The organism is Paenibacillus vietnamensis, from assembly GCF_020169515.1.
GTDB lineage: Bacteria > Bacillota > Bacilli > Paenibacillales > Paenibacillaceae > Pristimantibacillus > Pristimantibacillus vietnamensis.
Genome location: NZ_JAHMHW010000006.1, coordinates 28,892 through 51,538 on the forward strand (window position 1 = coordinate 28,892; position 22,647 = coordinate 51,538).

The window sequence follows — 22,647 nt, forward strand, 5'->3', positions numbered from 1 at the left end:
TGGACCATGTTAGCGAAGCATGTCCGAGGAACTCGGAAAGGAGTGCCATTTAGATCATACGGGCGTGCGGGGACCACAAATCGATGACAGGCGAGGACAGTCGGATAACAGGTACTTATGGAAGGAAGGGATTTGGAGCAAATCTAATCAAGTATGTGATCGAGGTCAATTAGCTTGGTCGGTATCGAAACGGTTTGTAACAAATCGAAAGGATCGTAGAGAAGTGCAAGTAGCGGAATGGAGCGTTTGAATAAATTGAATAGCTGTGAATCTGGAACGTGAAAGGCTTCTGGTTATCGTGGATAAGCAGAAGCCTTTCTTACGTCTGTCTACAGGATCGGACTCAGCAGCCTCGAGATCGACTCCTTGATCCGGTTTGACAGCGGCCGGCCCGCATACATAGAAGCGGTCAGCTGCATGCTGTATTCGGAATCCTTCTCGAATATCCGTTGCAGCTTCTGCGCCGTCTGCGTATCATAAATAAACGCATTCATCTCGAAGTTTAATTTAAAACTGCGAATATCGAGATTGGCCGTCCCGACCGAAGCGATTTTGCCGTCGATGACAAGCGCTTTGGCATGAAGGAAGCCCTTCTTGTACAAATAGATGGTGACGCCGCCGGACAGCAGCTCGCCCAGGTAGGAATGAGTCGCCCAATATACGAAAAAATGATCCGGCTTGCTCGGCAGCATGATGCGAACGTCTACGCCGGACAGAGAAGCGATCTTAAGCGCCGTCATCAGGCTTTCGTCCGGGACGAAATACGGCGTTTGCAGACAGATCGTTTCTTTGGCGGCATAGATCATTTTGATATACGCGTCTTTGATTTGCTGGTATTCCGTATCCGGCCCGCTCGCGACTAGCTGCATGCCGATCGAGCCGATATCGTCGCCGAGGACCGGGAAATAATACTCGTTCAGCACGATTTGACCCGAGGCCGCCAAATTCCAATCCATAAGAAACTGCGCCTGCATTTGCAGCACGGCATTGCCCCTGACCTTCAGATGCGTATCCCGCCATTCTCCGAAATGCTCGTTCAGCCCCAAATACTCGTCTCCGATATTAAAGCCGCCGATATAGCCGATCTGACCGTCGATGATCACGAGCTTGCGGTGATTGCGGTAATTAATCTTTAAATTAAGATATGGAATTCGCGACGGAAAAAAAGCCGCTTCCTTGCCGCCGGCAGCCCTCAGCTCCTCGAAATAACGCCGGGGGAGGCTTGAGCTTCCGATATGATCGTACAAAAACTTGACCTCGACCCCTTCGGCGGCTTTGGCCGCAAGCGCCTTAACCAGCCTTCTGCCCAGCTCATCGTCGCGGACGATATAGTAAACAAGATGAATATGATGCGTAGCCCGCGCAATATCCGCCAGCAGAGAGTCGAACTTCTCGTTACCCTCGGTAAAAATCTGAACGGCGTTATTGCTCGTATACACCGCATAGCTGGACTTCAAATTCATATAGATCATATCCTGGTATTGCTCGACGGCAGGATCCTTGAACGTTAACTCGCGCTCCCTCAGCTGCCGTTTCTGCCGCTCGACGGTATGCTCGATAATGCGCTGGCTGTCGCCAAGCAGCTTATACAGCTTTCTCTTGCGCATCTTCTGGCCCAGGATCAGGTAAAGCACGAAGCCGATAATGGGAATGAAGAACAGGACCATCACCCAAGCCCATGTCGTGCTCGCGTTCCGCCGCTCGAGAAAGATGACGGTAATCGCCAAAAAAATGTTAAGAAGCGTAATCAGTGCGTAGGCATTTTGCATTATGACCATTCGAATATAGCACCTCATGTCAGATGTCAAGCTAATGCGATCATACTCCATGGGCGAAGTATGTTCAAGCCTGAAAATATGCTACAATTTCTAAAAACAGAAACCGCTGGAGTGGCAATGGAGGAACCAAGATGGACATACGAAAATTGCGGCTGGATGAGAAGACGCTCGGCACGTTCAGCGAGGAACGCGACGAATACGAGCGCGATTACGCCAGGCTTATCCAATCCCCCGCCTTCCGGCGCCTGCAGGGCAAGTCTCAAGTATTCGGCGCCGGCTCGGGCGATTATTATAGAACGAGATTGACGCATTCGCTCGAGGTTTCCCAAATTGCCCGCGAGGTGGCCCGCAGGCTCGGGAAGCAATATCCTTTTCTCGAGCGGAAGGAGCATCCCGGCCTGATCCTGGATCCGGCCGTCGTGGAAATTGCAGCGCTCGCCCATGACCTCGGGCATCCACCGTTCGGCCACAAAGGCGAAGAGGTGCTTAACCGCGTGCTGATGGAGGAATACGGCATTCCTTATGAGGGCAACGCGCAAAACTTCCGTATTCTAATGTTTTTGGAGAAACGCGCCGGCAGCGGCAGCGGCCTCGATCTGACGGCGGCCGTGCTGCTTGCCGTTAACAAATACCCGTTCGGCTTGAACGAACCGGGCCGCCTCAAGGGATTGTACACGAGCGAATGGAGCGAAATCGAGCAGCTGCGCCGCTCCTGGGGCATTCCGATCGGCTGCTCCACACTGGAAGCGCAGCTGATGGACCTGTGCGATGACATCGCCTACTCCACCCACGATATCGAAGACGGCATTCGCGCCGGCAAAATCCAGATGAACCGCACCTTCTTCGAGGATGCGAGGCTGGTCAACCATCTCGTACAGGAAATTGTCGACGACAAGGGAAACACCGGCATCGGCTGGGGCGAGGTAAATATCCCGGCGATGGTAAGGCGTGTGCTCGCTTCTTATTTGGAGCAGTGGGAGGCGCTGTACGTCAGCTGCGACCGCGAGCCTTCGCGCACGAGGCGGGAGATGAAGGCGCGGTGGGTAAGCATCTTCGCGGGCAAGGTGGGCATTATCGACGACCCGCAAAGAGGCTGGAAAAAGGTCACGTTCGTCAACGGCGGCAAGCAGGATATCGACATGCTGCGGACGATGGAAATATTGAAGAAGCTCGCGTGGGTGACCCTGATCAAAGACTTCCGCGTGCAGCGCCTGCAGATGCGCAGCGAGATTATGATCCGCCGGCTGTGGGACAGCTTTAAGGTGCCCGAGTACGGACGCCTTATTATCCCTCCGGACTGGATCGAGAACTACGAGCAGCACAAGGTCAAATGGAGCTGGCCGCGGTTCGTGGCCGACTACATTTCCGGCATGACCGACGCTTACGCGGAGAAAGTTTACGCCGAGCTGTACGCCAGCAAGTCGGGCTCGATTTACGAGATGGATTGAACATACAGAAGGACGGCTGCCGTATTCCGGCTGACGTCCTTTTTTTTGATTCGGACGGCCGCACTTACGGGTATAAATCGATATATCGTTTGTCCATCCTATAGGGGAGGAGGTGACCACCATGGCCAAAGATGTATTGTGTGAAGTTAATTCGTGCAAGTATTGGGCGGCAGGCAACCACTGCGCGGCCTCTTCCATTTATGTAGTCAACAACCGCAGCAAACAAGCAAGCAACTCCGAAGAAACGGATTGCAAAACGTTCGAACCAAAGGTTTAAAGAACGGCTTCAGCAATAGAAAACGGCGCAAGCGCATGGAACGGTCTACCGCAGTCCCCCTATCCGCTTGCGCCGCTTCTGTTGCCTTAGTTGGTCACCGGAACGGCATTATAATACTCTTCCAGCGATTCTCCGCTCGCCGCCATCTCTGCTGCCACATCGCCGCCCACGTACCTCAGATGCCAGGGCTCGTATTGGTAGCCCGTAATTTCTTCTTTTCCTTTCAAATACCGGATAATAAATCCGTACTCATGCGCATGCCCGGCCAGCCACAGCGCCTCCGGCGTACCCGCAAAACAATCGTCGGCCGCACATTTCCCGTCTCCTCCGGTAACGTCGATCGCCAGCCCCGTCTCGTGTTCGCTCGTTCCGGGATAAGCGCTGTATGTTCTTGCCTTCTCCAGGCCGTCCCGCTTCACGTAACGCTCAAACAGCGTCTTTTGCGTGCTGTGCGACCGGTAGGCGGATACCCCCGCGAGGGCAACGCCGTCTTTCTCCGCACCCGCGAACATCCGCTCCAGCGCCTCAGCCGCCTCTTTCCTCATCATGCGCTTCTCCGCCTTTTCCGAGAAAATAAATGGCACCTCGGGATAAACGAGGTCGGACGGATTATAGTCCTCAGGCAGCTTATTTTGCTTGTTCACCAGCACCGAAATGCTCTCCGGCTGCGCGACGACCGCCATGCCGTCCTCGGCTTGTCCGGCCTGTCCGCCTCCGGCGCTGCCCGGCGATTCGCCTTTACTGTCCCCCGTATCCGGGCTTGGAGACGCTGAAGCCCCTGCCTCTCCCTGCCCGCTACCCACGGTCTCGTCGCCATCAGAGGAATCCGCTTCTCCGCTTGCGGTACCGCCCTGCGCCTCTCCGCCGCCTGCTGCTTCCAGCCCGGCGCCGCTCTGCTTCGGCGGCAGCCACGCGAATTCCTTCGCCTGCAGCAGATTGTAACCAAGTACAAGCGCCGCGCATACGATAACAAACAACAGCAGCCTTGTTTTTCTTTTTGTCATGAGAAGCCTCCGTTATCTTATTCCTACATAATCACATGTGAATATAGTGAATGACATGTAATGTTTCTTCACAGCTACCTAATAGACTACTAAATCCCCCGCAATGTTTCAATGCCGCCGCCCGGGGTTTATGTAATTTACAAAAAGTCTGATTATTCTTTGTATTTCTACGCTTTTTCCCGGCTTTCCGCTGGACATGGAGGTGCCTTTTGCCTTTTGACACGGCCCTGCATTTAGGAGCATAATGGATATGACTTTACAGTACGTATATAATATATTACTCGAGGCGGGCTGGCTGGCTCTATGAGACAGCCTGTTTTTGCTTGAAAGGTAGGCGGTTATATGACATCACTAATTCCAAAACGACTGCTTAGCACTCGTCCCATCTTATTTTTCTCGTTTATCATGCTGCTGAAAAGCTACCTGGCCTGGATGGTCATTTTCGAGGATGGGTTTTCCTGGACCACGATCTTGAAAGAAATTCCGTTTGTTCTTATCGTTTATTGTTTAATAGAATGGTTCGCATCGAAGCGCAAGCTGCTTTACTATTTAATCGCGAATCTGGTGATGACGCTCATCCTGTTCGCGGTCATCATGTATTACAAGTATTACGGCGTTATCGTCACTTACCTCGCGCTCGAGCAGGTGAATCAGGTAACGGCGGTCAAGAACAGCGTTTTCTCGCTGATGGATCCGTATTACCTGGCTATTTTCACCGATATTATCGTCATGGCCGTCATTCTGTTCCGTCCGAAGAAAGCTCTGAATTGGAAAAAGGAAAGCTCGAAGAAAGAGAACAGAAGGCTTGTCGTCTCGCTGCTGACCGTATCGATCGCGATTTGCCTGTTTAACATTTTGCCTAACCGCGCAAGCATGAACGAAATCGTCAAAGCCGAGCAAATGGGCATTCTTAATTACGAAGCTTACATGATTTTCTCGAAGAAGGAAGTCGAGTACGTCGATCAGAACCAGATTACGCAAGACAAAATCGATTCCGTCAAAAAGCTCGAGCAGCCGGCTGCCCCTGAGCTGAAAGGCGCTGCCGAAGGCAAAAATCTCATCATCCTGCAAATGGAGTCGTTCCAGAACTTCCTCGTCAATCTGAAGATTGACGGGCAGGAGATTACGCCAAACCTGAATAAGCTTGTGAACGAAAACTATTATTTCAAGCATTTTTACCAGCAGGTCGGCCAAGGCAACACGTCGGACGCCGAATTCGTTGTCAATACGTCGTTCTACATCCCGCCGCGCGGCGCGGCTACGATGACCTACGCCGACAAAGAGCTGCCGAGCCTTCCGAAGCTGATGCAGTCGCACGGCTACGATACGGCTACCTTCCACACGAACGTGGTGGAGTTCTGGAACCGCGGCGAGCTGTACAAGGCGCTTGGCTTTGACCGTTATTACGACCAGAAGTTTTTCGGAACCGAGGATACGGTATTTTTCGGCTCCTCCGACGAGCATCTCTACGCCAAAACGGCGGAAGAGCTTGAGCGGATGAACAAGGCCGGCAAGCCGTTTTATTCCCATATCATTTCGATGACGGCGCATCATCCGTTCACGATCCCAGCGGAGAAGTACAAAATGAAGCTTCCCGAGCGTTATGAGAACACGTTCGTCGGAGATTATATCCGCGCCCAAAATTATGCCGACTACGCTCTTGGATTGTTCATCGACGATTTGAAAAAGCGCGGCATTTGGGATGACACCCTGCTCGTCCTGTACGGCGATCACCTCGGCCTGCCGATCTACTCGCTGGACCGCGACGACAAAGAGCTTATGGCCGAAATTTACGGCCGCGAATACGGCTACACGGATATGATCAACATTCCGCTGGTAGTTGCATCGCCCGGCATCACCGAACCGAAGGTATTCGATCAAATCGGCGGTCAGGTAGACGTCCTGCCGACGATCGCGAACCTGTTCGGCTTCTCCCTGGACGATCATATTCACTTCGGCCAGGATTTGTTCAACCAGCATTACAACGTGCTGCCGCAGCGTTATTATTTGCCGACCGGCTCGTTCTTAAGCAGCAAAGAGCTGTTCATGTCGGGCAGCGGCTTCGAGGACGGCAAACACTACTCCCTGGCGGGAGACGGAGTGACGGAGCAGGAAGCGACAGAGGACGAATACCAGCGCGCGCTGGAGCTGCTCAATCTGTCCGACAGCTACGTCAGCCAGCTGCCAAGCTGGAAGGAAGAGAAAGCCGAATAACAGCAGCTATCCGCAAGCGTAATCGTCTGACGCCGTCCTTTGGAGGCTCAGCATACGTTTCGCGGTGAATGATAAGTCAATTTACAATCGTGAAACTTATTAATTCTTATCATTCAAAAAAAGAGCCCCGGCCGTTCGATTCGACAACGGCCGGGGCTCTTCTATTATTTTATTCGCTTCGGCCGCCTTTGACCGCTTCCAGCACTTCCTTCACATGACCGTCCACGTTCACGCTCCGCCATTCCTTCACAAGCGTTCCGGACTCGTCGATCAGAAACGTAGAGCGCTCGATGCCCATGAACGACTCTCCGTCGCGGCTTCTCAGCTTCCACACGCCGAATAGTTCCGATACCGTATGCTCCGTATCCGACAAGAGCAGAAACGGCAGCTCATGCGCATTCACGAACTGCTCGTGCGAAGCCAGATCGTCCGGGCTTACGCCGAGCACCTCCGTGTTATGAAGGCCGAACTCGCCGCTAAAATCGCGGAAATCGCAGGACTCCGCCGTGCAGCCCGGCGTCATGTCCCGGGGGTAAAAGTACAAAACAACTTTTTTCCCCGCGTAGTCCGCCAGCTCGACCTGCTGCCCGTTCGAGGCCAGCAGCTTGAAATTGGGCACCTTGTCTCCTGCTTGCAATTGCTCCAGCTCCCTCTGTTCCATCGTCCATTCTCCTCTACTTGTTAATTTCGACTACTAAGCCGCGGCTGTCTTCATAAACACGCATTTCCCCAATGCCCCTAACGGCCGCCTCGAACGGAAAGCTTTCCGCCGTTTTGTCCGTGAAATGCCACCGCCGGCCGGGGGAGACGAGAATGAACAGCCCTTCGTCGTCGCCGACGGGATTAAAGCTGTCGCTGCGCGATTTGTAGGTCATGACTCCCAGCTCCTCGAGACGGTCGGTTGCCTCCGGCACATCCTTCGTAGGCACGCCGATTTCGCTGACACCTAATAAATCCAGCTGAGGATCAAAGGGGCGATCGACGGCGTTCCCCATCGTATGGCGGGCAATCAGCTCCAATATATTACCCGCCGGATCCTCGAAGTAAACAGAATGCGAGTTCCAGGACTCGCTGAAGGAAATGTCCTTGCCCGCCTCTACACCGATCGAAGTTTTCGCTTCGATCCAGGCTTTTGCCTCCGGCAGCTTATTCTCGGGGACGGTGAAGGCAAAATGGTAATAATGGCCTTCGCGCGCCGCGCTTTCCGTCTCATTGAAAGTAATCTCGCTCCAGCCTACCTTGACCGTAAAACTTTCTTCCTCCGAGCGCACGACCGGCAAACCGAGCAGCTCCTCGTAGAAAGAACGGATCGTCTTCAGGCTGGCTGTCTGAAATTTCGCTTTTTCAATCCGCATGCCGCACCTCGTTACGCTCGAAGTAGACCGACGTCCCGGTCATGAAGGCTTCGGCCTCCGCACGATCGGAATAAAAGCCGTACGCCAGCATCAGCTTGGTGACGGCCGCCTCCATCGACATGTTCTCGAGGATGACGGCCCCGGCCTCGATCAGGCGGAGCGAAGAGGCATACAGAGCGGCGGACCGGTCCTTGATCGGGCAGATATAGACGTCAATATCCAACGCCCGGCAGTCCGCTATGAACTGCGGCAAGGAATAGGGCCCCTTCCGGATTGCGCTTGCCGTTCCCGAATGGTGAAGATCGTGCAGCACCGCCTTCGGGCGCCGTTCGGAGAAATCGTAATACGAATAGTTGAGTCCCGGATACGGCTTGATATAGACGATGCCGTCCTCGAGCTTGAGGGTGCCCGGCTCCCACTCCAGTCCCGCCTTCGATGCGCTACGCAGCGACTCGGGCATCGGATTATGCGGGTGGTCATGCCACTGGAAGCGGCCCTGCTCCATTCTGCCGTACGTGATGCCGTACGGACTTCCGAACTGGTCGGTGAACGATACGGCCTGCGTGATCCTGGTCCCTATGTAAACGTGCGGACTACCTTTGTCGTCCTCATAAACGGCAAATACGCCGGGCAGACAGGCATCCGCTATAAAATCGATGGAGCAGGAAAAATTGCGCAGGCCGTTGCTCCGCTCATCCTCCAGCGGATAGTTGCTTGCCGTCAGCACGACCGGAAGCTTGGCGTCCGCAAACAAATAGCCGAGCAGCGCGGCGCTGTAGGCCAGCGTATCGGAGCCGTGCGTCACGACGATGCCGTCGTACGCGCTGTGATCGGCTTCCCGGATCGCCGTCGCAAGCGCAATCCAGTCGTCCGGCGTCAAATTTTCGCTTAGCAAATTGAGCGGCTGAACGGCTGTCAGCGTAACGTCACTCCTATGTAATCCGCTGTTGTTGTAGGCATCGATCAGTGCATAGGAGCCCGACGCATGGACATCGATCCCTTCCCCCGACCTGCGGCTCCCGATCGTGCCTCCGGTAAAGATGACAAGCAGCTGCAACACTTCCCGCCGCCTCCCTTCTGACTGCTTTTATATACAGGATTCCCCGCCTTGCCGGGTTGATACCGCGCAGCGGCTATTCCAATTGTACGCCTGCATACCGCAGTGTGTATAGGGGGTGGCTGGCCGTTACAAGGACCTTGCCCGTTTTGACGTCTGCAATCTTCCTCCATGGGGTCCTGCCTTGCGCACCAGCCCTCTCCCGCAGGCAAGCAGCAGCGTAACCGCAAGCGTTGCGCCATACATATATTTGATAGCAGGAAGCCCGGAATCCGTTCCGCCAAAAAAGCCGTGGACAAGCGCCAACAAAAAAATCGGATAAGACAGCAAATGAATGGACAGCCACAGCTTCCTCGAAAGCAGCTGCCGGAAATCCGACGTGAACAGCAGCAGAAGCATGCCATACAGGGACAACGTGCCTATTCCGAATAAAAACGGATGATTTTCTGAGGTGAACGGAATGAGCACCTCCTGCCATGTAAACGGGGTATACGTATCGATCAGCAAAATTGCCGCATGTGCCAAAGCCAGCACCGTTCCTCCGTTCGTCAGCCGCAAATGAAATTTATATACCGTCGCTTTCATAGCCCCCTTTACAAACGGATATCCGTAAAGCATGCCGAGAGCCATCCCGCCGAAGAGCAGCAGGTAGGACGCAATACCGAATATTCTGGCGAGCTGCCAGGTCGGCAGTCCGATCAGCCAATCTGTCATCGCTATCCCTCCTTGTCTTTCCCGAGGGTCCGGGGCTCGTGCACATGCAGCCGGCGGTCCTCCGTATAAATGAATGCTTTATACTCCGGAGCCTGCCCGGTCAGCAGCTTGCGCCCCTCATCCAGTCCGGCTATGCTGACTGCCTTGGCCCATACCTCGCAAGCCGTCACCTCCGGCCCGGACACGGTGCACTGCACGACGCCGCTCTCGCTCGAACGGCCCGACCTCGGATCGATAATATGGTGGAAGGCGCCAGCCGGGCCGCTCCAGCGTCTTCCCAGCGTGCTCGAGGTGGCCGCGCCTCCTTGGCGAAGGTATATTGCCGCGTCGCTGGAAGCCGGCTCCCACGGGTTCTGGATGGCAAGCTCGGCTTCGCCGCCGTCAGGACGGTCATCCCATACGGCGGCGTCTCCTCCGGCGTTGATCAGCCCGGTCTGGATGCCCTGCTTGCGCAGCCAGCCGGAGAGCAGCTTCACCGACCAGCCTTTGGCGATGCCGCCAAGGTCAAGCTGCGCCCCGCTTCTCAGCTTGACCGCTTTCATCCCCGCAGCCAGCTCCAGAAGCGGCTCGTCCGTGTCCGTTCCGGCCGCTGGCAGCTCTTTTGCCGCAAATGACCCGGCATGCTCAAAGGAACGGTCATAGCCAGCCGCATGCATCGCGCGAAGCACATTCATATCGAACAATCCGCCTGTCAGGCGCCTGTATCGTTCCGCTTCCTCCAGCAGCGCGTACAGCAGGCCGGAGACGAGCAGCCAGCTTCCCGCCGAGCGGTTCAGCAGGCTGAGCTCGCTGTCCTCGCGGAACCTGCTGAACTTCCGCTCCATGTCCTCGAACCAGCTTTTGACGAGCTGAGCATATTTGCCGCCATCCGTCCCTGTTTCATGCAGCAAAACGGCTTCAATCCGCGTATTCATCGCTTGAAAGCGAACGGTCGTCCGATCAGCCATGCTACGATCTCCCCGTCTGCGAGCTCATGCCGTTCCGGCCGCTGCCTGAGCTGCGGTTCTGCTCCGGAGCCGTCGACCAGCCGCCCCCGCCTTGACCGCCGCCGGTACCCTCCATAGTCACCGGCCGGCGCTGCTGCCTGGACCATTCCTCCACCAGAGCGTCTTCGTCCTCCGTTTGCTGCAGAACCGTCCCTTCCAGGTCGCCGTCGCCGCCTGTTTTAAGCAAATGAGCCTGCTGGAACGCTTCGGTCGACTGCACCGTGCTGAGCACGAGGAACACGGCGGCAGCGCCGCATGCGCCAAGCTGCCATTTGAACGCTTTTGATTGCTTCAATTTACCCTTCACCCGCCTCGTCCAAATAATCGTTTCCTCTTTAAAACGAAGTATAAACAACAAAGCTGAATCCATCGTTAAGTGAAACTGAAAGAAAACTGATAGTCGCTGCGCCGGACAGAACGGTAACATACGAATGATAATCTGCCAACATGTGAATAGTAATAATAATCATTTTCAATAAGGGAAGTGAGCATCGATGAGAGCTGTCCAAAACGAAGCGCCGGCAAACGGGAGATTAAGCGAAGAACGAAACGGCGGCAAGCATAATAAAAGGAACGTCGGCAGAGGAGGCGTCAAGACCGCCTTACTGAAGCTGCTGGCGGACGGGCCGATGCACGGCTATCAAATGATGAAAGCGATCGAGGAGCAGTCCGGCGGCCTATATATGCCGAGCGCAGGCTCCGTCTACCCGACGCTGCAAATGCTGGAGGAGCAAGGCTTCATAACGGTCAAGCAGGAAGTCCGCGGCAAGAAAACATATGCGATCACCCCGCAGGGCCTCTCAGCCACGGCCCAGCTCCCCTGCCGAGCCGACTTCGGCAGAGCCCGCACATTCGGCAGCACGGCTTCCGGAAGCGGCGGAGCAAAAAAGGAGCATGACGAACGGTTCCGCCGCAAGCTGGGACTATCCGTCGAAGGCTACGGCCTTCTTCGGCTCGTAACGCGCGCCGAGCAGGAGGCTTCGGCTAGCAAGGAGCAGGCGGCAAAGCTGCAGCGTCTTCTTCACGAGCAGCAAATGCAGCTTTGCGAGTTTTTGGCCGAGCCGCCTTCGGAATTGGAATAACGTGGCCCTACATGGACAACCTAATCTCTGCCCAATCAATCCGGAGGTGGTATGTCATGACGCATCGGCAGCAGACCCTTGCGGCCCATGAGGCGCTGGAGCTCCACGAAGCGCTGAATTTTAAAACGCTGTGCCTGGCCAAGTCCAAGCTCATGCAAGGCCTGGTATTCGACCAGGAGCTGAAAGCCTTGATGGAGAAGGACGTGCAGCAATCCATACAGGCCATTACAAGGCTGCAGGCCGTATACGCGAAAGCCTCTTTCGGGACTCCTATCGGCGAATACCGGCCTGAGCCGATTTTGAAAGGAGGCGGCCATCATGACGCTTAGCCAAGCGGATCCGGTCAAAATGGACTACGTCGATCCAGCCAACTCGCTCAATATGCCGGAGATGGCGGATATGACCTTTGCAATGGATTTCTTGAGCCGCGCCAAGGAAGGGGTCAGAAGCACGGCCGCCGCATTGACCGAGACGGTATCCCCCGAAGCCCGGGCGCTTTTGCGCGATCAGCTCCGCCAAGGGATTGCTCTTCATCAGGAAATTTCGGAGCTCATGATCCGCAAGAAATGGTTCCATCCCTATGAGCTGCCGGAACAATATCGCCTGGATCTGCTCTCGGCCGGGCAAACGCTGGAGATCGGCAAGCTTAATTTGTTCCCTGGCGATACGAGCCGCAAAGGCATGTTCGACCGGACGCCGGACGAGCATAAGGGAGGCAGCATGGCATGAAGGCCGTTACCTATCAAGGACTTAAAAATATCGCCGTCAAGGAGGTTCCGGATCCGGCGATTCAAAAAGCCGACGACGCGATCATAAGGCTGACGACAACCGCGATTTGCGGCTCGGACCTTCACCTGCTCCACGGGATGATCCCGAATTTGCAGGAGGATTATATTATCGGGCACGAGCCGATGGGCGTCGTCGAAGAAGTCGGTCCGGGCGTGACGAAGCTGAAAAAGGGCGACCGCGTGGTCATTCCATTCAATATCGCCTGCGGCGAATGCTTTTATTGCAAAAACCAGCTGGAAAGCCAGTGCGATCATTCGAACGATAACGGCGATATGGGCGGGTATTTCGGATATTCCGGCACGACCGGCGGGCATCCGGGCGGACAGGCGGAATATTTGCGAGTTCCCTTTGCGAACTTCACCCATTTCAAGCTTCCGGAGAGCTGCGAGCATCCCGACGAAAAGCTGTGCCTGATCGCCGACGCGATGCCGACCGCTTACTGGAGCGTAGATAATGCCGGCGTGAAGCCGGGAGATACGGTCATCGTCATCGGCTGCGGGCCGGTCGGCCTGCTGGCGCAGAAATTCGCCTGGTTCAAGGGCGCAGGACGGGTCATTGCGGCCGACTATCTCGACTATCGCCTGCAGCATGCCAAGAAAACGAATCATGTTGAGACCGTCAATGTCGAATCGATCGAGAATGCCGGCAATTACCTGAAGGAAATCACCAAAGGCGGAGCCGACGTCGTCATCGACTGCTCGGGCATGAGCGGCAAGATGTCGCCATTGGAATCGCTGGCGGCCGGGCTCAAGCTGCACGGCGGCGCGATGGGCGGCCTCGTCATCGCTTCACAGGCCGTACGCAAGGGCGGCACGATCCAGATAACCGGCGTTTACGGCGGCCGTTATAATGCCTTCCCGCTCGGCGACATTTTTCAAAGGAACGTGAATATCCGGACGGGCCAAGCTCCCGTCGTTCACTACATGCCGTATATGTATGAGCTGATCGATACGGGCAAGGTAGACCCGGGAGACGTCATTACGCATGTCATCCCGCTCAGCGAGGCCAAGCACGGCTACGAAATTTTCGATACGAGACAGGATAATTGCATCAAAGTCGTACTTAAGCCGTAACGGCAATTCGGAATAATCGGAGGGATACCTGACATGAGTTATGCCCTGCACGAAACGCTTGAGGTTCACGAGCTGGCCGCCTTTAAAACGGTAAGCTTGACCAAATCCAAAACGATGAAGGCGCTAGTCTCGGACCCTGCTCTAAAAGCCATTTTGCAGCGTGACGTCGAGGTTTCGACCCGTCAGCTCCAGGAGCTCGGCGACATTTTGTCGGCGGCTGCGGAACGGGGGATCAAGGCATGAACACGATCATCGAGCATTTGACCGGCATGCATACGATGACCGATCAGATCATCGCGTCGGACTTTCTGATATCCGTAAAGAGCGGCGTCCGGAACTATGCGATGGCCGTTACGGAGGCCGGCTCTCCGGAGATCAAAGCCGTGCTTTCCGCCCAATTGGAAGAAATAATCGACCTGCACGAGCAAATCATGGCGTACATGATCGGCCGCGGCTGGTATCATCCGTGGAACGTCGACGAGCAGCTCCGTCTGGACCTGCAAAATATCGAGACCGCCCTTAAAGTTCCGACGCTTTAGCCTTCCGTTCGGACAATTTTCCCCAAAAAAAGGTTACCCGCAGCACCCTCATGGGCTTTGTGCTGCAGGTAACCTTTTTTGAGCTTAAGCCTTATAACGAAGAATCATGCGATACCTGATGACTGCGTCCGCCTCTCGAAAGGTCGGAATCCGTATCATAGCCGGCGGATGACCCGCGGTCCATGAACGGCCACCAGTTGGCGGCCCCGAAGGTGCGTACCATTACCGGTATGAATAGCGGCAGCATTAACAGAGCGTAAATGAACAAACCGCACAGCACGATCGTAGCAATTTGGAGAAGCGACATGACGCCCGAAGGCAGCATGGCCGCAAACGTGCCCCCCAGAATGACCGCGGCCGACATGATGACCGTGCCCATGTTTTTCATCGCTTCCAGAATGCCCTGCTGCGGCGGCAGATGGCGGTACTCTTTGAAGCGGTCCATCAGGAAGATGCTGTAATCGATGCCGAGCGCGACCAGCATAACGAAACCGAAGAACGGCACCGCCCAGCTGATGCCCGAAACGCCAAGCACTCTGACGAATATGACCTCGGCGACCGCCAGCGAGGTATAGAAGGTTACGAGCAGCGAAGCCACCATGTACAGCGGCATCACGAAGGAACGGAACAACACAATTAAAATGATCGAAATCCCGATCAGCATCAGCACGACCGTCCGCGAATAATCGGCTTCCGATATGTTGCTGAGGTCGTTGTTCATGCTGGTCACGCCGCCGACGGCTACCTGCGCCCCGCTGTAAGGCGTGCCTTGGACGGCGCGCTCCACCGCGGCCTCCAGTTCGCCGATTTTCGCCATCGTTTCCTGCGAGTAAGGATTGCCGCTAAACACGACATCGAACTTTGCCGTCCGGCGATCCTCGGACATATACACGTTAAGGGCGGACTGGAAGTCATCGTTGGCGATCGCTTCCTCCGGAATGTACCAGCCCGTCATTTGTTTATCGGGCGATCCGGACAGGCCGCTCAAATAGTCGCCAGCCGACGCCAGACCGTCCGTCACCTGAGCAAGGCCGTTAACGCTCTCGTCCAGCCCGCCGGTCAGCTCGCCGAGCCGGGCGTTCAAGTCAGCGAAGCCCGCCTGCAGCGCCTCCTGCCCGCTCGCCAGCTCGCCGAGTCCCGTCGTAACGCCCGGCAGCTTCGAGACGATTTGCCCCTGCCCCGCAGCAGCCTCGGCAATCCCTTTCTGCAGCTCTGCGATGCCGACGGCCAATTTGTCGAGGCCGGCCGCCAGCGCGGTCTGTCCTTCCGACGCCTGCCGGAAGCCGGCGTTCGCCTGCGCCATGCCGGCGGATACGCCGGACAGCTGACCGTTAAGCTGCTTCATTTGCGCGCCCAGGCTTTCCGCCCCTTGCTGCAGGCCGGCCAGCGCACTTAGCGCTTCCTGGAACGCTTCGTCGTTTTGCAGCTCCGGATGGCTCTCCTGCAGCCCGCTCAAATCGCGCTCCACGCCGCCGAGTCCCTCGGCGAGCTTCGCCTGCTCCGCAGCAACGGCCTCGTAAGCGCCCGTCAATTGGCCGAGACCGCCGCCCAGCTGACCGTAGCTGTTCAGCAGCTCCCGGCTTGCGGCTGCCAGCTGTTCCGCGCTCGCCTGCGCCTGCTTAAGTCCGCTGCCAAGCTCACCCGCGCCCGCCGAGCCGTCCTTCAGCCCTTGCTGGATCGCCTTCAGCCCCGCGCCAAGCTGCTCGATGCCGGTCTTCAGCTCATTCGTCCCCGCCACGAGCTTGCCGGCGCCATCGGCCGCTTCACCCAGCTTCGGCGCGTTCGCGCTTAGCGCATTGCTCGCTTCGGAAAGGCCGTCGCCGATTTTGCCCAGTCCCTCGCCGCTCTGTCCAAGCCCGTCTTCGAGGGCGACAACCTGATCGGAGACAAGAAACTCCTCCATCACATCGCCTGTCGGACGTGTAGCGCTGCGGACGGCTTTGACGCCCTCCGTTTTCGCCAGCTCGCGGCTGACCTGCTCCAGAGCCGCCAGCCCTTCCGGCGTGTCCATCGGCTGATCCGCCTTCACGACCACCGTCGTCGGCAGCGAATCGCCGGGGCCGAAGCTGTCCGAGATCAGATTAAACGCCTTGACCGAATCGTATTTGTCCCCGATCTCATCGAGCGAGTTGAACGATATCGTACCTTTGTAAGCGGTCAGAAACGGCACGATCAAAACCGCCAAAATGAGGAGCGCCCAGAGCGGACGCTTCAGGGAAAACTTGCCGACGGCGCCCCAAAGGCCGCTCGGCTTATGCTCGAGCGAGCCCTTCGACGGCCAGAATAGCGCTTTCCCAAGCACCATCATGAAGAACGGCACGATCGTGTACAAAGCGACGAGCAGCACCGCTACCCCGACCGCGACCGCAACCGCCGAGCGGTACAGCATAAAGGTGGAGAAGCCGATCGAAGCGAAGCCGACGAGCACCGCGAGGCCGGAGAAAAGCACCGTTTTGCCCGCCGTCCGGTACGTATGGATAATAGCCTCCGCTTTGTCGCCGCGGTGGGCGAGCTCCTCCTTGAAGCGGCTGATGAGCAAAATGCAATAATCCGTCCCGATCCCGAACAAAACGGCGACCAGGAAAATTTGCGTGAAATTGGACAGCGGAAAATCCATATATTCGACCAGATAAGCGATGATCGATTGGGATACCAGATAAGTGAAGCCGACTGCAACCAGCGGCACAAGCGGCGCAACCGCCGACCGGAACACCAGGAACAAAATGACGAGAATGAAGCCCAGCGTAATGAACTCCGTCTTCTTCAGCCCTTCCTGCGAGCTTTGCACGACATCCTCGGATATGAGCCAGTTGCCCGTGTAGTAATGCTCCACCCCTACCTCCGAGATAGCGTCATACAGGCCGTCGCGCAGCTCGGTCAGAGCCATATCGCCTGCCTCTACGTTTACCAGAGTAAGAACGGTGCTCCTATCCTCGGACACCATTTGCTTCTCCAGCTCTTTGGCGTCGAAGTGGCTCGTGACGGCCAGAACGCCGATAGACTCTCCCGCGCTCTTCAGCTTGTCGATGCCGCCCTTCACCTCGGCCATATCGGCTTCCGACAAGCCGCCTTCTTTGTGGAATACCAGCACGGTTGCCATGCCGCTGCTCGCGCCTGCCTCCTCTCCCGCGCCGATCGCTTCTTCCAGCTCGGAGGCGATCGTCGAGGAATAGCCGTCCGGCACGTTAACCTGCCCTTTCGTACGGACGAGCTCCTCCATGTTCGGCGCGCTTAGCATCAGCCCCGCCGCGGCTGCTACCCATAACGCCAGAACGAGCCATCTAAGCTTCAGTATTGCTTTCATTCCCCTGCTCCTCTCCATTCATCATGCGGGCCGCCAGCTTCTCGTAGGTTTCGATGAAGCGCAACGCTTCCGGCTCGTCAAATTGCGTAATGTACTTTGCCAGCAGCTCCTGAATTTTCTCTTCCATCATTTCGCACATCCGGACCCCTTCGCCGGTCAGCGACAAGTACGTCACTCGACGGTCCCTGTCGTCCGGAAACCTTTGAATGAGGCTTTTATCGAATAATCGCGTGATGATCGCGGTGATGGAGCTTTTGCCGACGCAGAAAATGTCCGCCAATTCCGATGAGGTGCACTTCTCCTTCAAACGCAAATAACGCAGCGTCGAGAATTGGTCAATGGTCAGCTGATCCGGCATCATCTCGCGGATCATGGCATTCAGCCGGCGGTGAATGATAAAGTCGGCGGCTTCGTAGCGGTCGATGATTTGTTTCAGAAGTGATCGTTCCATGCTGTCGTTCCCCTTTTCCATGCGAGTGAAGCACTCAAAATTAATTCTACTGTCGAATAGTTCGATAATAGAACTATATCAAAGCAGATTCTTTCCTGCAACGTCTGCAAATTCGAACAATACGTGAACGGACCGGCACAGGCAGGCTTAATGAAACCGTTTGCTTTTTGAAGGGGACATTCCCTATACTAGAAATGAAATCCTTATTCCTAATCGACTGGAGGCAGGAAGCATGTACGACATCGCTATTATCGGAGCAGGCCCGGCTGGAGCAAGCGCGGCTATTTTCGCGGCAAAGGCGGGCAAAAAGACGATCGTGTTCGAGAACAACAAGGGAATGACGAGGCGCGCCTGGTTCGAGAACCATTACGGTATTGAACAGATGGGCGGCCCGGAGCTTGTGGATACGGGAAAACGGCAGGCCGAGAAATTCGGGGCGGAGATCAAGGAAGCAACGGTGCAGAACATAACGGAGTCGGAGGGCGGACTCCTGCTAGAAACCGACGGCGGAAGCTTCCAGGCGAAGTATGTCCTGTTCGCGACCGGAGCGTCCGTCGACCTTGCCGAGCGTATCGGGCTGGCTACGAGGCCGGGCACCGAGCCGCGCATCAAGACGGTCATCGACGCAGATGCCGCAGGCAAAACGAGCCAAGCCGGCATATGGGCGGCAGGCACGGTGGCAGGCGTCAGCGTCCACTCCATTATTACGGCGGGCGACGGGGCGAAAGCGGCCATCAACATCATCAGCGAGATGAACGGCGAGCGTTATGTCGACCATGATGTGCTGAAGGCCTAGCACAAGCGTAAACGGCCGTTTCCGTCCTGACGGCAAAAGCTCGTTTCGCGATGAAAGATAAGACATTTATACGCTCAAACTTATAAATTCTTATCTTTTAAAATAAAGAGAGTGCTCGCCGGTTTCTCCGGAAGCACTCTCTTCTATGTTGTGGAGACGTACGGCGGAATGGCCGTACCGGCCGCGAAAAAACCCTGTTCGGCGGCTCCGTCTGCTTGACTGCCCCGGGCTTTTCCGTCTTCGAGGTATAGGGCCGAACCTTTAATTGCTTCAGTTATGACAGTTTACCGCTTAGCCTTCAACCGTTGCCGCCGAGTCGGCCGTATCGGACGCCGCAGCATCCTGTTCGGCTGCCGGACGCTCGCCGCGCGGACCTTTCCCGCCTCCGCCGCGGACCGACAGTTCGCCGTTCACCAGGTCGGTCGCCCGCCGGGCGGCCTTCTCCAGCTTCGCATCATACTGCTCCTGCGTGATTTTTCCGGCGGTCAGCTCTTCGCTCAGCTTCTCTTTTGTCTCGCTCACAATCGCATCGATAACCGTCTGCAACGCCACTCCTTTGGCCGAGGCCGTATTGGCGATTGTTTTCCCTGCCTCCAGCTCCGCCTTCAGCTCGCCCGCCGTTATGCCGAGCGCTTCCGCGGCCGCAATGAGGTTTTTGCCGATAAACCCGCCGCCGAAGCCTCCTTTACCGCCGCCCAGCTTGCCGAAGCCTTGCGAGTCAAGCAGCTTTTCCGCAATCGTCGCCGCATCCGGCTTTGCCGCCTGCTTGTCCGCTTCTGTGTCCGCCTGCGCGTCGGCAGGCGCTTCCGCCTCCGCGGCCTCCAGCCATTCCACCAGCTTCGCTTTCAGCTCCTCGCGCGTTTTTCCCTGCTCAGCAGCCAGCTCAGCCAGTGTCAACGTCTCCAGCTTCGTGCGAAGCGTCTCTTCATCGAGTCCCAAATATTCCGTCAGCTGATCCCCGATCTGGCCGAAGCCGTGACCGAAACCGCCGCGTTTGCCGCCGCGGTCTCCTTTGAACGTGCCGGCATCAGCAGCCGTACTTTGCGTGCTTGCCTCGCTTTGACTATCGGCTGCCGCCGCCGCGCTTACATATTGGCCCGCCAGCAGGCCTGCGCCTCCAAGCGTTAAGGTCAGGGCAATCGCTCCAGCCGTGATGGCTTTTGACTTCTTCATGTTATTCCGCCTTCCGTATTAGGGTGTGGTTGGTACATTACACATCCTACCCGCCTAAACTTAACTGACCCTTATACCAGGCTGAATGTTGGCTGAATGTTCCAGACGAGTGGATCAGGCGGGAGATTTTCCATGGCAGCCTCAATGTAGGAGAATCCGTCGAAGCAATGATGGAGGATTTCCGTCACGGATCTGAATAAGTGGAAATCACATATATAAATCTCCAATCAAACGCCTTTTGTACGAAATAACTAGAAAACATACATGTAAAGTGCATAAAAAGCCCAAACTTCAGCGGAATCGCCGATTTATATACATGAAATACAGTTAATTCTGTTCAAATCGGATCATATAGAAAAATAAATTCATGCAATCCAGCTATTCACTATTCATATACGACGCTCCCGCAACTCCCAACTCCATTCCAATCCATCCTATACAAAATCCAAACTATTGGCCTAAACCGCAAACAACCCTCCTCCATCCTCGCTTGGCAAAGCAAAAAGAGGCGACCCATGCCCTTCCGGACGGGATCGCCTCTTTCGCGTTTCTGTCTGCCCCTGCGCCGGGCTAAGCCGGCAGAGCCGACCCCAGCTGCAGCTGGTACATCGCATAATATTTGCCGCGCTGCTCCATCAGCTCGTCGTGGCTGCCGCGCTCTACGATGACGCCGCGGTCCAGCACCAGAATCTGGTCCGCGCTCCGGATCGTCGACAAGCGGTGCGCGATCACAAACGTCGTACGGCCCTTCTTCAACACGTCGAGCGCCGCCTGGATGACCGCCTCCGTCTCCGTATCGATGCTGGCCGTCGCCTCGTCCAGAATAAGGATCGCCGGATCATAGGCCAGCGCCCTTGCGAACGAGATCAGCTGCCGCTGGCCGGCGGACAGGGTGCTGCCCTTCTCGATAACCGGAGCGTCGATACCGCCCGGCAGCTGGCTGAACATGTCGTACGCGCCGACGTCGCGCAGCGCCTGCTCGATCCGCTCCCGGCTGATCGCCGGATTGTCCAGGCTGACGTTCGACGCGATGGTGCCCGTGAACAGGAACGGATCCTGCAGCACGATGCCCATATGCTGGCGCAAATGCTGCTTCGGCAGTTCTCTTACGTTAGCTCCGTCCACGACGATGCGGCCTTCGTCCGTATCGTAGAACCGGAACAGCAGGTTCAGTATCGAGCTTTTTCCGGAGCCGGTATGGCCGACCAGCGCAACCGTCTCCCCTTGGCGCGCATGGAAAGAAATATGCTTCAGCACGTATTCGTCTTTTTTGTAAGCGAACGAGACGTCCTCGAACTTCACATCGCCTTTGTAGCGCTCCATCGAGCCGGGAACAACGTCGATCCCCTCTTCGTCCATCAGCTTGAAGACGCGCTCCGCCGACACTCTCGCCGTCTCCAGATTGGACAGCTGGTTCACGATGCCGACGATCGGCGCAAACATCCGGTTCATGTAATCGACGAAAGCGTAAAGCACCCCGACAGACACGGCCGCCCCGAGCGCTTCGCCCCAGAACAGCCAGATGACGATCAGGAACAGCACGTTCCGGACGACATTGACCAAATTATGCGACGTGATGGAGTTCAGGCTGAGCAGCTTGTTCTGGTACTTGTAGTAATATTCGTTCAGCTCCTCGAACTCCCTCGTCGTTTCCTTCTGACGGCGGAACGCCTGAATGATCGTCATTCCCTGGATCGACTCGTTGATCATCCCGTTAATCTCGCTCAGCTTGGAGCGGATGATCCGGTTATACCGGGCCGCAAAACGCCGGTACACAATGATCCACACGATCAGAATCGGCACGAGCGGCAGGGCGATGAGCGCAAGCCGGTAATCCAGCAGAAACAGGGCTCCGTAAATCGCCGCCATATAAATAATGCCCGTAAAAAAGTTCGCCAGCACCGCAACATACAGCTCGCGGATCGCTTCCGTGTCGTTCGTGATCCGCGAGACGACCTGGCCGGCGGACAAATTATCGTAATACTGAACCGGCAGCCGCTGCGTATGCGCGAAGATGTCCGTGCGCATTTTGCGCACGATGCGATTGGCCGACGTCTGCAGCATGAGCCGCTGGCCGTACGTGAACGCCGCCACAAGCAGCAGGAAGCCGAAATACATTACAGCCAGCCTCAGCAGCGCCGGAAATTCAGGCTTGTAGAAGGAATACAGCTCCCCTTTCGTCAGCCTTGCTACCGGATAGGCGGCCGTCTCCCCCGTCTCCTTGCCGGTCACGTTCAGCGTCCCGCCGACGACTTCTCTCTTCCCGGATCCATCCGTCAGCGGACCGTCCAGGAAATAAAAGTCCCGGCCGACCTGCAGCACTCGGACCTCCTTGCCCTTCCGCTCTCCGGTGTCAAAGTGGTCCTCCCGCTTATACCATTTCTCCTTATAAAAAACCGCGTAAGGCTGTTCCGCCTCTACCTCGTGCCATTTTTTCTCGATGCCGAGAATATTCTGATCGATCATCCGCTTCGCGATCAGCGGACCTGCGAGCTCCGCGCAGACGGCCAGCACCAGCAGCGCCAGCGCAAGGATAATCGGTTTTTTATAAAGCATGGCGTATTGAAACAATCTTTTTCCCGTTGTACCCATTGTTCTTAACGCCCC

General features: G+C 56.2%; 22 protein-coding genes. 10 read left to right on the forward strand and 12 right to left on the reverse strand.

All coding sequences use genetic code 11. The annotated features are described in order from the left end of the window. Positions 1–329 precede the first annotated feature (329 nt). Positions 330–1,778 (reverse strand): cardiolipin synthase, encoded by a 1,449-nt coding sequence (gene cls / locus KP806_RS14045; RefSeq protein ID WP_224724332.1) that lies wholly within the window; start codon positions 1,776–1,778, stop codon positions 330–332. A gap of 131 nt (positions 1,779–1,909) precedes the next feature. On the opposite strand from cls, the gene KP806_RS14050 reads away from it, so the two are divergent. Further along, the gene (locus tag KP806_RS14050; RefSeq protein WP_224724333.1) at positions 1,910–3,226 is read left to right on the forward strand and encodes a deoxyguanosinetriphosphate triphosphohydrolase family protein; all 1,317 of its coding nucleotides are present in this window, start codon (positions 1,910–1,912) and stop codon (positions 3,224–3,226) included. Positions 3,227–3,347: 121 nt separating this feature from the next. Then, positions 3,348–3,503 (forward strand): DUF1540 domain-containing protein, encoded by a 156-nt coding sequence (locus KP806_RS14055; RefSeq protein ID WP_224724334.1) that lies wholly within the window; start codon positions 3,348–3,350, stop codon positions 3,501–3,503. Between the two features lie 86 nt (positions 3,504–3,589). On the opposite strand, the gene KP806_RS14060 is transcribed toward KP806_RS14055, so the two are convergent. Then, positions 3,590–4,507 carry a M15 family metallopeptidase gene (locus KP806_RS14060; protein ID WP_224724335.1) on the reverse strand — a complete coding sequence of 306 codons (918 nt, stop codon included), beginning with the start codon at positions 4,505–4,507 and terminating at the stop codon, positions 3,590–3,592. Positions 4,508–4,849: 342 nt separating this feature from the next. Here KP806_RS14060 and KP806_RS14065 point away from each other — a divergent pair, with 342 nt between their 5' ends. After that, positions 4,850–6,721 carry an LTA synthase family protein gene (locus KP806_RS14065; RefSeq protein WP_224724336.1) on the forward strand — a complete coding sequence of 624 codons (1,872 nt, stop codon included), beginning with the start codon at positions 4,850–4,852 and terminating at the stop codon, positions 6,719–6,721. Between the two features lie 169 nt (positions 6,722–6,890). On the opposite strand, the gene bcp is transcribed toward KP806_RS14065, so the two are convergent. The 6 genes from bcp to KP806_RS14095 all read right to left on the reverse strand — a co-directional run bounded on the left by bcp (position 6,891) and on the right by KP806_RS14095 (position 11,128). Next, positions 6,891–7,382, reverse strand: coding sequence for a thioredoxin-dependent thiol peroxidase (gene bcp, locus KP806_RS14070; RefSeq protein ID WP_224724337.1), 492 nt, complete (start codon positions 7,380–7,382; stop codon positions 6,891–6,893). A gap of 13 nt (positions 7,383–7,395) precedes the next feature. Continuing rightward, on the reverse strand, positions 7,396–8,076 hold the full coding sequence (locus tag KP806_RS14075) for a VOC family protein (RefSeq protein WP_224724338.1): 681 nt from the start codon (positions 8,074–8,076) through the stop codon (positions 7,396–7,398). Continuing rightward, positions 8,066–9,136 carry an asparaginase gene (locus KP806_RS14080; protein WP_224724339.1) on the reverse strand — a complete coding sequence of 357 codons (1,071 nt, stop codon included), beginning with the start codon at positions 9,134–9,136 and terminating at the stop codon, positions 8,066–8,068. Before KP806_RS14080 ends, KP806_RS14075 begins: the two co-directional genes overlap by 11 nt. 126 nt (positions 9,137–9,262) lie before the next feature. Beyond that, the gene (locus KP806_RS14085) at positions 9,263–9,847 is read right to left on the reverse strand and encodes a ferric reductase (RefSeq protein ID WP_224724340.1); all 585 of its coding nucleotides are present in this window, start codon (positions 9,845–9,847) and stop codon (positions 9,263–9,265) included. Between the two features lie 2 nt (positions 9,848–9,849). After that, positions 9,850–10,794: an FAD:protein FMN transferase gene (locus KP806_RS14090; protein WP_224724341.1), complete on the reverse strand. Its 945-nt coding sequence runs from the start codon at positions 10,792–10,794 to the stop codon at positions 9,850–9,852. 1 nt (position 10,795) lies between these two features. Next, entirely contained in the window at positions 10,796–11,128 is a 333-nt protein-coding gene (locus KP806_RS14095; protein ID WP_224724342.1) for a hypothetical protein, read from the reverse strand. A gap of 199 nt (positions 11,129–11,327) precedes the next feature. Here KP806_RS14095 and KP806_RS14100 point away from each other — a divergent pair, with 199 nt between their 5' ends. The 6 genes from KP806_RS14100 to KP806_RS14125 are packed head-to-tail and all read left to right on the forward strand — an operon-like array spanning position 11,328 to position 14,316. Continuing rightward, positions 11,328–11,915 carry a PadR family transcriptional regulator gene (locus KP806_RS14100; protein WP_224724343.1) on the forward strand — a complete coding sequence of 196 codons (588 nt, stop codon included), beginning with the start codon at positions 11,328–11,330 and terminating at the stop codon, positions 11,913–11,915. Positions 11,916–11,971: 56 nt separating this feature from the next. After that, on the forward strand, positions 11,972–12,244 hold the full coding sequence (locus tag KP806_RS14105) for a spore gernimation protein GerQ (protein ID WP_224724344.1): 273 nt from the start codon (positions 11,972–11,974) through the stop codon (positions 12,242–12,244). Then, the gene (locus tag KP806_RS14110; RefSeq protein ID WP_224724345.1) at positions 12,234–12,644 is read left to right on the forward strand and encodes a spore coat protein; all 411 of its coding nucleotides are present in this window, start codon (positions 12,234–12,236) and stop codon (positions 12,642–12,644) included. Before KP806_RS14105 ends, KP806_RS14110 begins: the two co-directional genes overlap by 11 nt. Continuing rightward, entirely contained in the window at positions 12,641–13,777 is a 1,137-nt protein-coding gene (locus KP806_RS14115) for a zinc-dependent alcohol dehydrogenase (protein ID WP_224724346.1), read from the forward strand. The genes KP806_RS14110 and KP806_RS14115 overlap by 4 nt, the downstream gene beginning before the upstream one ends. Before the next feature lie 33 nt (positions 13,778–13,810). Continuing rightward, positions 13,811–14,020, forward strand: a complete 210-nt coding sequence (locus KP806_RS14120) for a hypothetical protein (RefSeq protein WP_224724347.1) — start codon at positions 13,811–13,813, stop codon at positions 14,018–14,020. Beyond that, a complete protein-coding gene (locus KP806_RS14125) occupies positions 14,017–14,316 on the forward strand; it encodes a spore coat protein (RefSeq protein ID WP_224724348.1) in 300 nt (99 codons plus the stop codon). Before KP806_RS14120 ends, KP806_RS14125 begins: the two co-directional genes overlap by 4 nt. Before the next feature lie 91 nt (positions 14,317–14,407). Here KP806_RS14125 and KP806_RS14130 read toward each other — a convergent pair whose 3' ends face one another. Together KP806_RS14130 and KP806_RS14135 are read right to left on the reverse strand one after the other, a co-directional pair. Further along, positions 14,408–17,620 (reverse strand): MMPL family transporter, encoded by a 3,213-nt coding sequence (locus KP806_RS14130; protein WP_224724349.1) that lies wholly within the window; start codon positions 17,618–17,620, stop codon positions 14,408–14,410. After that, the gene (locus KP806_RS14135) at positions 17,598–18,071 is read right to left on the reverse strand and encodes a MarR family winged helix-turn-helix transcriptional regulator (protein WP_224724350.1); all 474 of its coding nucleotides are present in this window, start codon (positions 18,069–18,071) and stop codon (positions 17,598–17,600) included. The genes KP806_RS14130 and KP806_RS14135 overlap by 23 nt, the downstream gene beginning before the upstream one ends. A 232-nt stretch (positions 18,072–18,303) precedes the next feature. Here KP806_RS14135 and KP806_RS14140 point away from each other — a divergent pair, with 232 nt between their 5' ends. Beyond that, positions 18,304–18,867: an FAD-dependent oxidoreductase gene (locus tag KP806_RS14140; RefSeq protein WP_224724351.1), complete on the forward strand. Its 564-nt coding sequence runs from the start codon at positions 18,304–18,306 to the stop codon at positions 18,865–18,867. Between the two features lie 291 nt (positions 18,868–19,158). Here the strand turns inward: KP806_RS14140 and KP806_RS14145 are convergent, their stop codons facing one another. Next, positions 19,159–20,040, reverse strand: a complete 882-nt coding sequence (locus KP806_RS14145) for a hypothetical protein (protein ID WP_224724352.1) — start codon at positions 20,038–20,040, stop codon at positions 19,159–19,161. 570 nt (positions 20,041–20,610) lie between these two features. Then, positions 20,611–22,632, reverse strand: a complete 2,022-nt coding sequence (locus KP806_RS14150; protein ID WP_224724353.1) for an ABC transporter ATP-binding protein — start codon at positions 22,630–22,632, stop codon at positions 20,611–20,613. Positions 22,633–22,647 lie beyond the last annotated feature (15 nt).

Excerpts from the sequence above, each read along its gene's own strand:
- cls (WP_224724332.1), bottom strand. The coding sequence starts at position 1,778 with ATGGTCATAATGCAAAATGCCTACGCACTGATTACGCTTCTTAACATT.
- KP806_RS14090 (WP_224724341.1), bottom strand. The coding sequence starts at position 10,794 with ATGGCTGATCGGACGACCGTTCGCTTTCAAGCGATGAATACGCGGATT.
- KP806_RS14145 (WP_224724352.1), bottom strand. The coding sequence starts at position 20,040 with ATGAAGAAGTCAAAAGCCATCACGGCTGGAGCGATTGCCCTGACCTTA.
- KP806_RS14150 (WP_224724353.1), bottom strand. The coding sequence starts at position 22,632 with ATGGGTACAACGGGAAAAAGATTGTTTCAATACGCCATGCTTTATAAA.
- KP806_RS14115 (WP_224724346.1), top strand. The coding sequence starts at position 12,641 with ATGAAGGCCGTTACCTATCAAGGACTTAAAAATATCGCCGTCAAGGAG.
- KP806_RS14065 (WP_224724336.1), top strand. The coding sequence starts at position 4,850 with ATGACATCACTAATTCCAAAACGACTGCTTAGCACTCGTCCCATCTTA.
- KP806_RS14100 (WP_224724343.1), top strand. The coding sequence starts at position 11,328 with ATGAGAGCTGTCCAAAACGAAGCGCCGGCAAACGGGAGATTAAGCGAA.
- KP806_RS14075 (WP_224724338.1), bottom strand. The coding sequence starts at position 8,076 with ATGCGGATTGAAAAAGCGAAATTTCAGACAGCCAGCCTGAAGACGATC.
- KP806_RS14130 (WP_224724349.1), bottom strand. The coding sequence starts at position 17,620 with ATGAAAGCAATACTGAAGCTTAGATGGCTCGTTCTGGCGTTATGGGTA.
- KP806_RS14055 (WP_224724334.1), top strand. The coding sequence starts at position 3,348 with ATGGCCAAAGATGTATTGTGTGAAGTTAATTCGTGCAAGTATTGGGCG.
- KP806_RS14110 (WP_224724345.1), top strand. The coding sequence starts at position 12,234 with ATGACGCTTAGCCAAGCGGATCCGGTCAAAATGGACTACGTCGATCCA.
- bcp (WP_224724337.1), bottom strand. The coding sequence starts at position 7,382 with ATGGAACAGAGGGAGCTGGAGCAATTGCAAGCAGGAGACAAGGTGCCC.
- KP806_RS14140 (WP_224724351.1), top strand. The coding sequence starts at position 18,304 with ATGTACGACATCGCTATTATCGGAGCAGGCCCGGCTGGAGCAAGCGCG.
- KP806_RS14105 (WP_224724344.1), top strand. The coding sequence starts at position 11,972 with ATGACGCATCGGCAGCAGACCCTTGCGGCCCATGAGGCGCTGGAGCTC.
- KP806_RS14125 (WP_224724348.1), top strand. The coding sequence starts at position 14,017 with ATGAACACGATCATCGAGCATTTGACCGGCATGCATACGATGACCGAT.
- KP806_RS14085 (WP_224724340.1), bottom strand. The coding sequence starts at position 9,847 with ATGACAGATTGGCTGATCGGACTGCCGACCTGGCAGCTCGCCAGAATA.
- KP806_RS14050 (WP_224724333.1), top strand. The coding sequence starts at position 1,910 with ATGGACATACGAAAATTGCGGCTGGATGAGAAGACGCTCGGCACGTTC.
- KP806_RS14060 (WP_224724335.1), bottom strand. The coding sequence starts at position 4,507 with ATGACAAAAAGAAAAACAAGGCTGCTGTTGTTTGTTATCGTATGCGCG.
- KP806_RS14120 (WP_224724347.1), top strand. The coding sequence starts at position 13,811 with ATGAGTTATGCCCTGCACGAAACGCTTGAGGTTCACGAGCTGGCCGCC.
- KP806_RS14135 (WP_224724350.1), bottom strand. The coding sequence starts at position 18,071 with ATGGAACGATCACTTCTGAAACAAATCATCGACCGCTACGAAGCCGCC.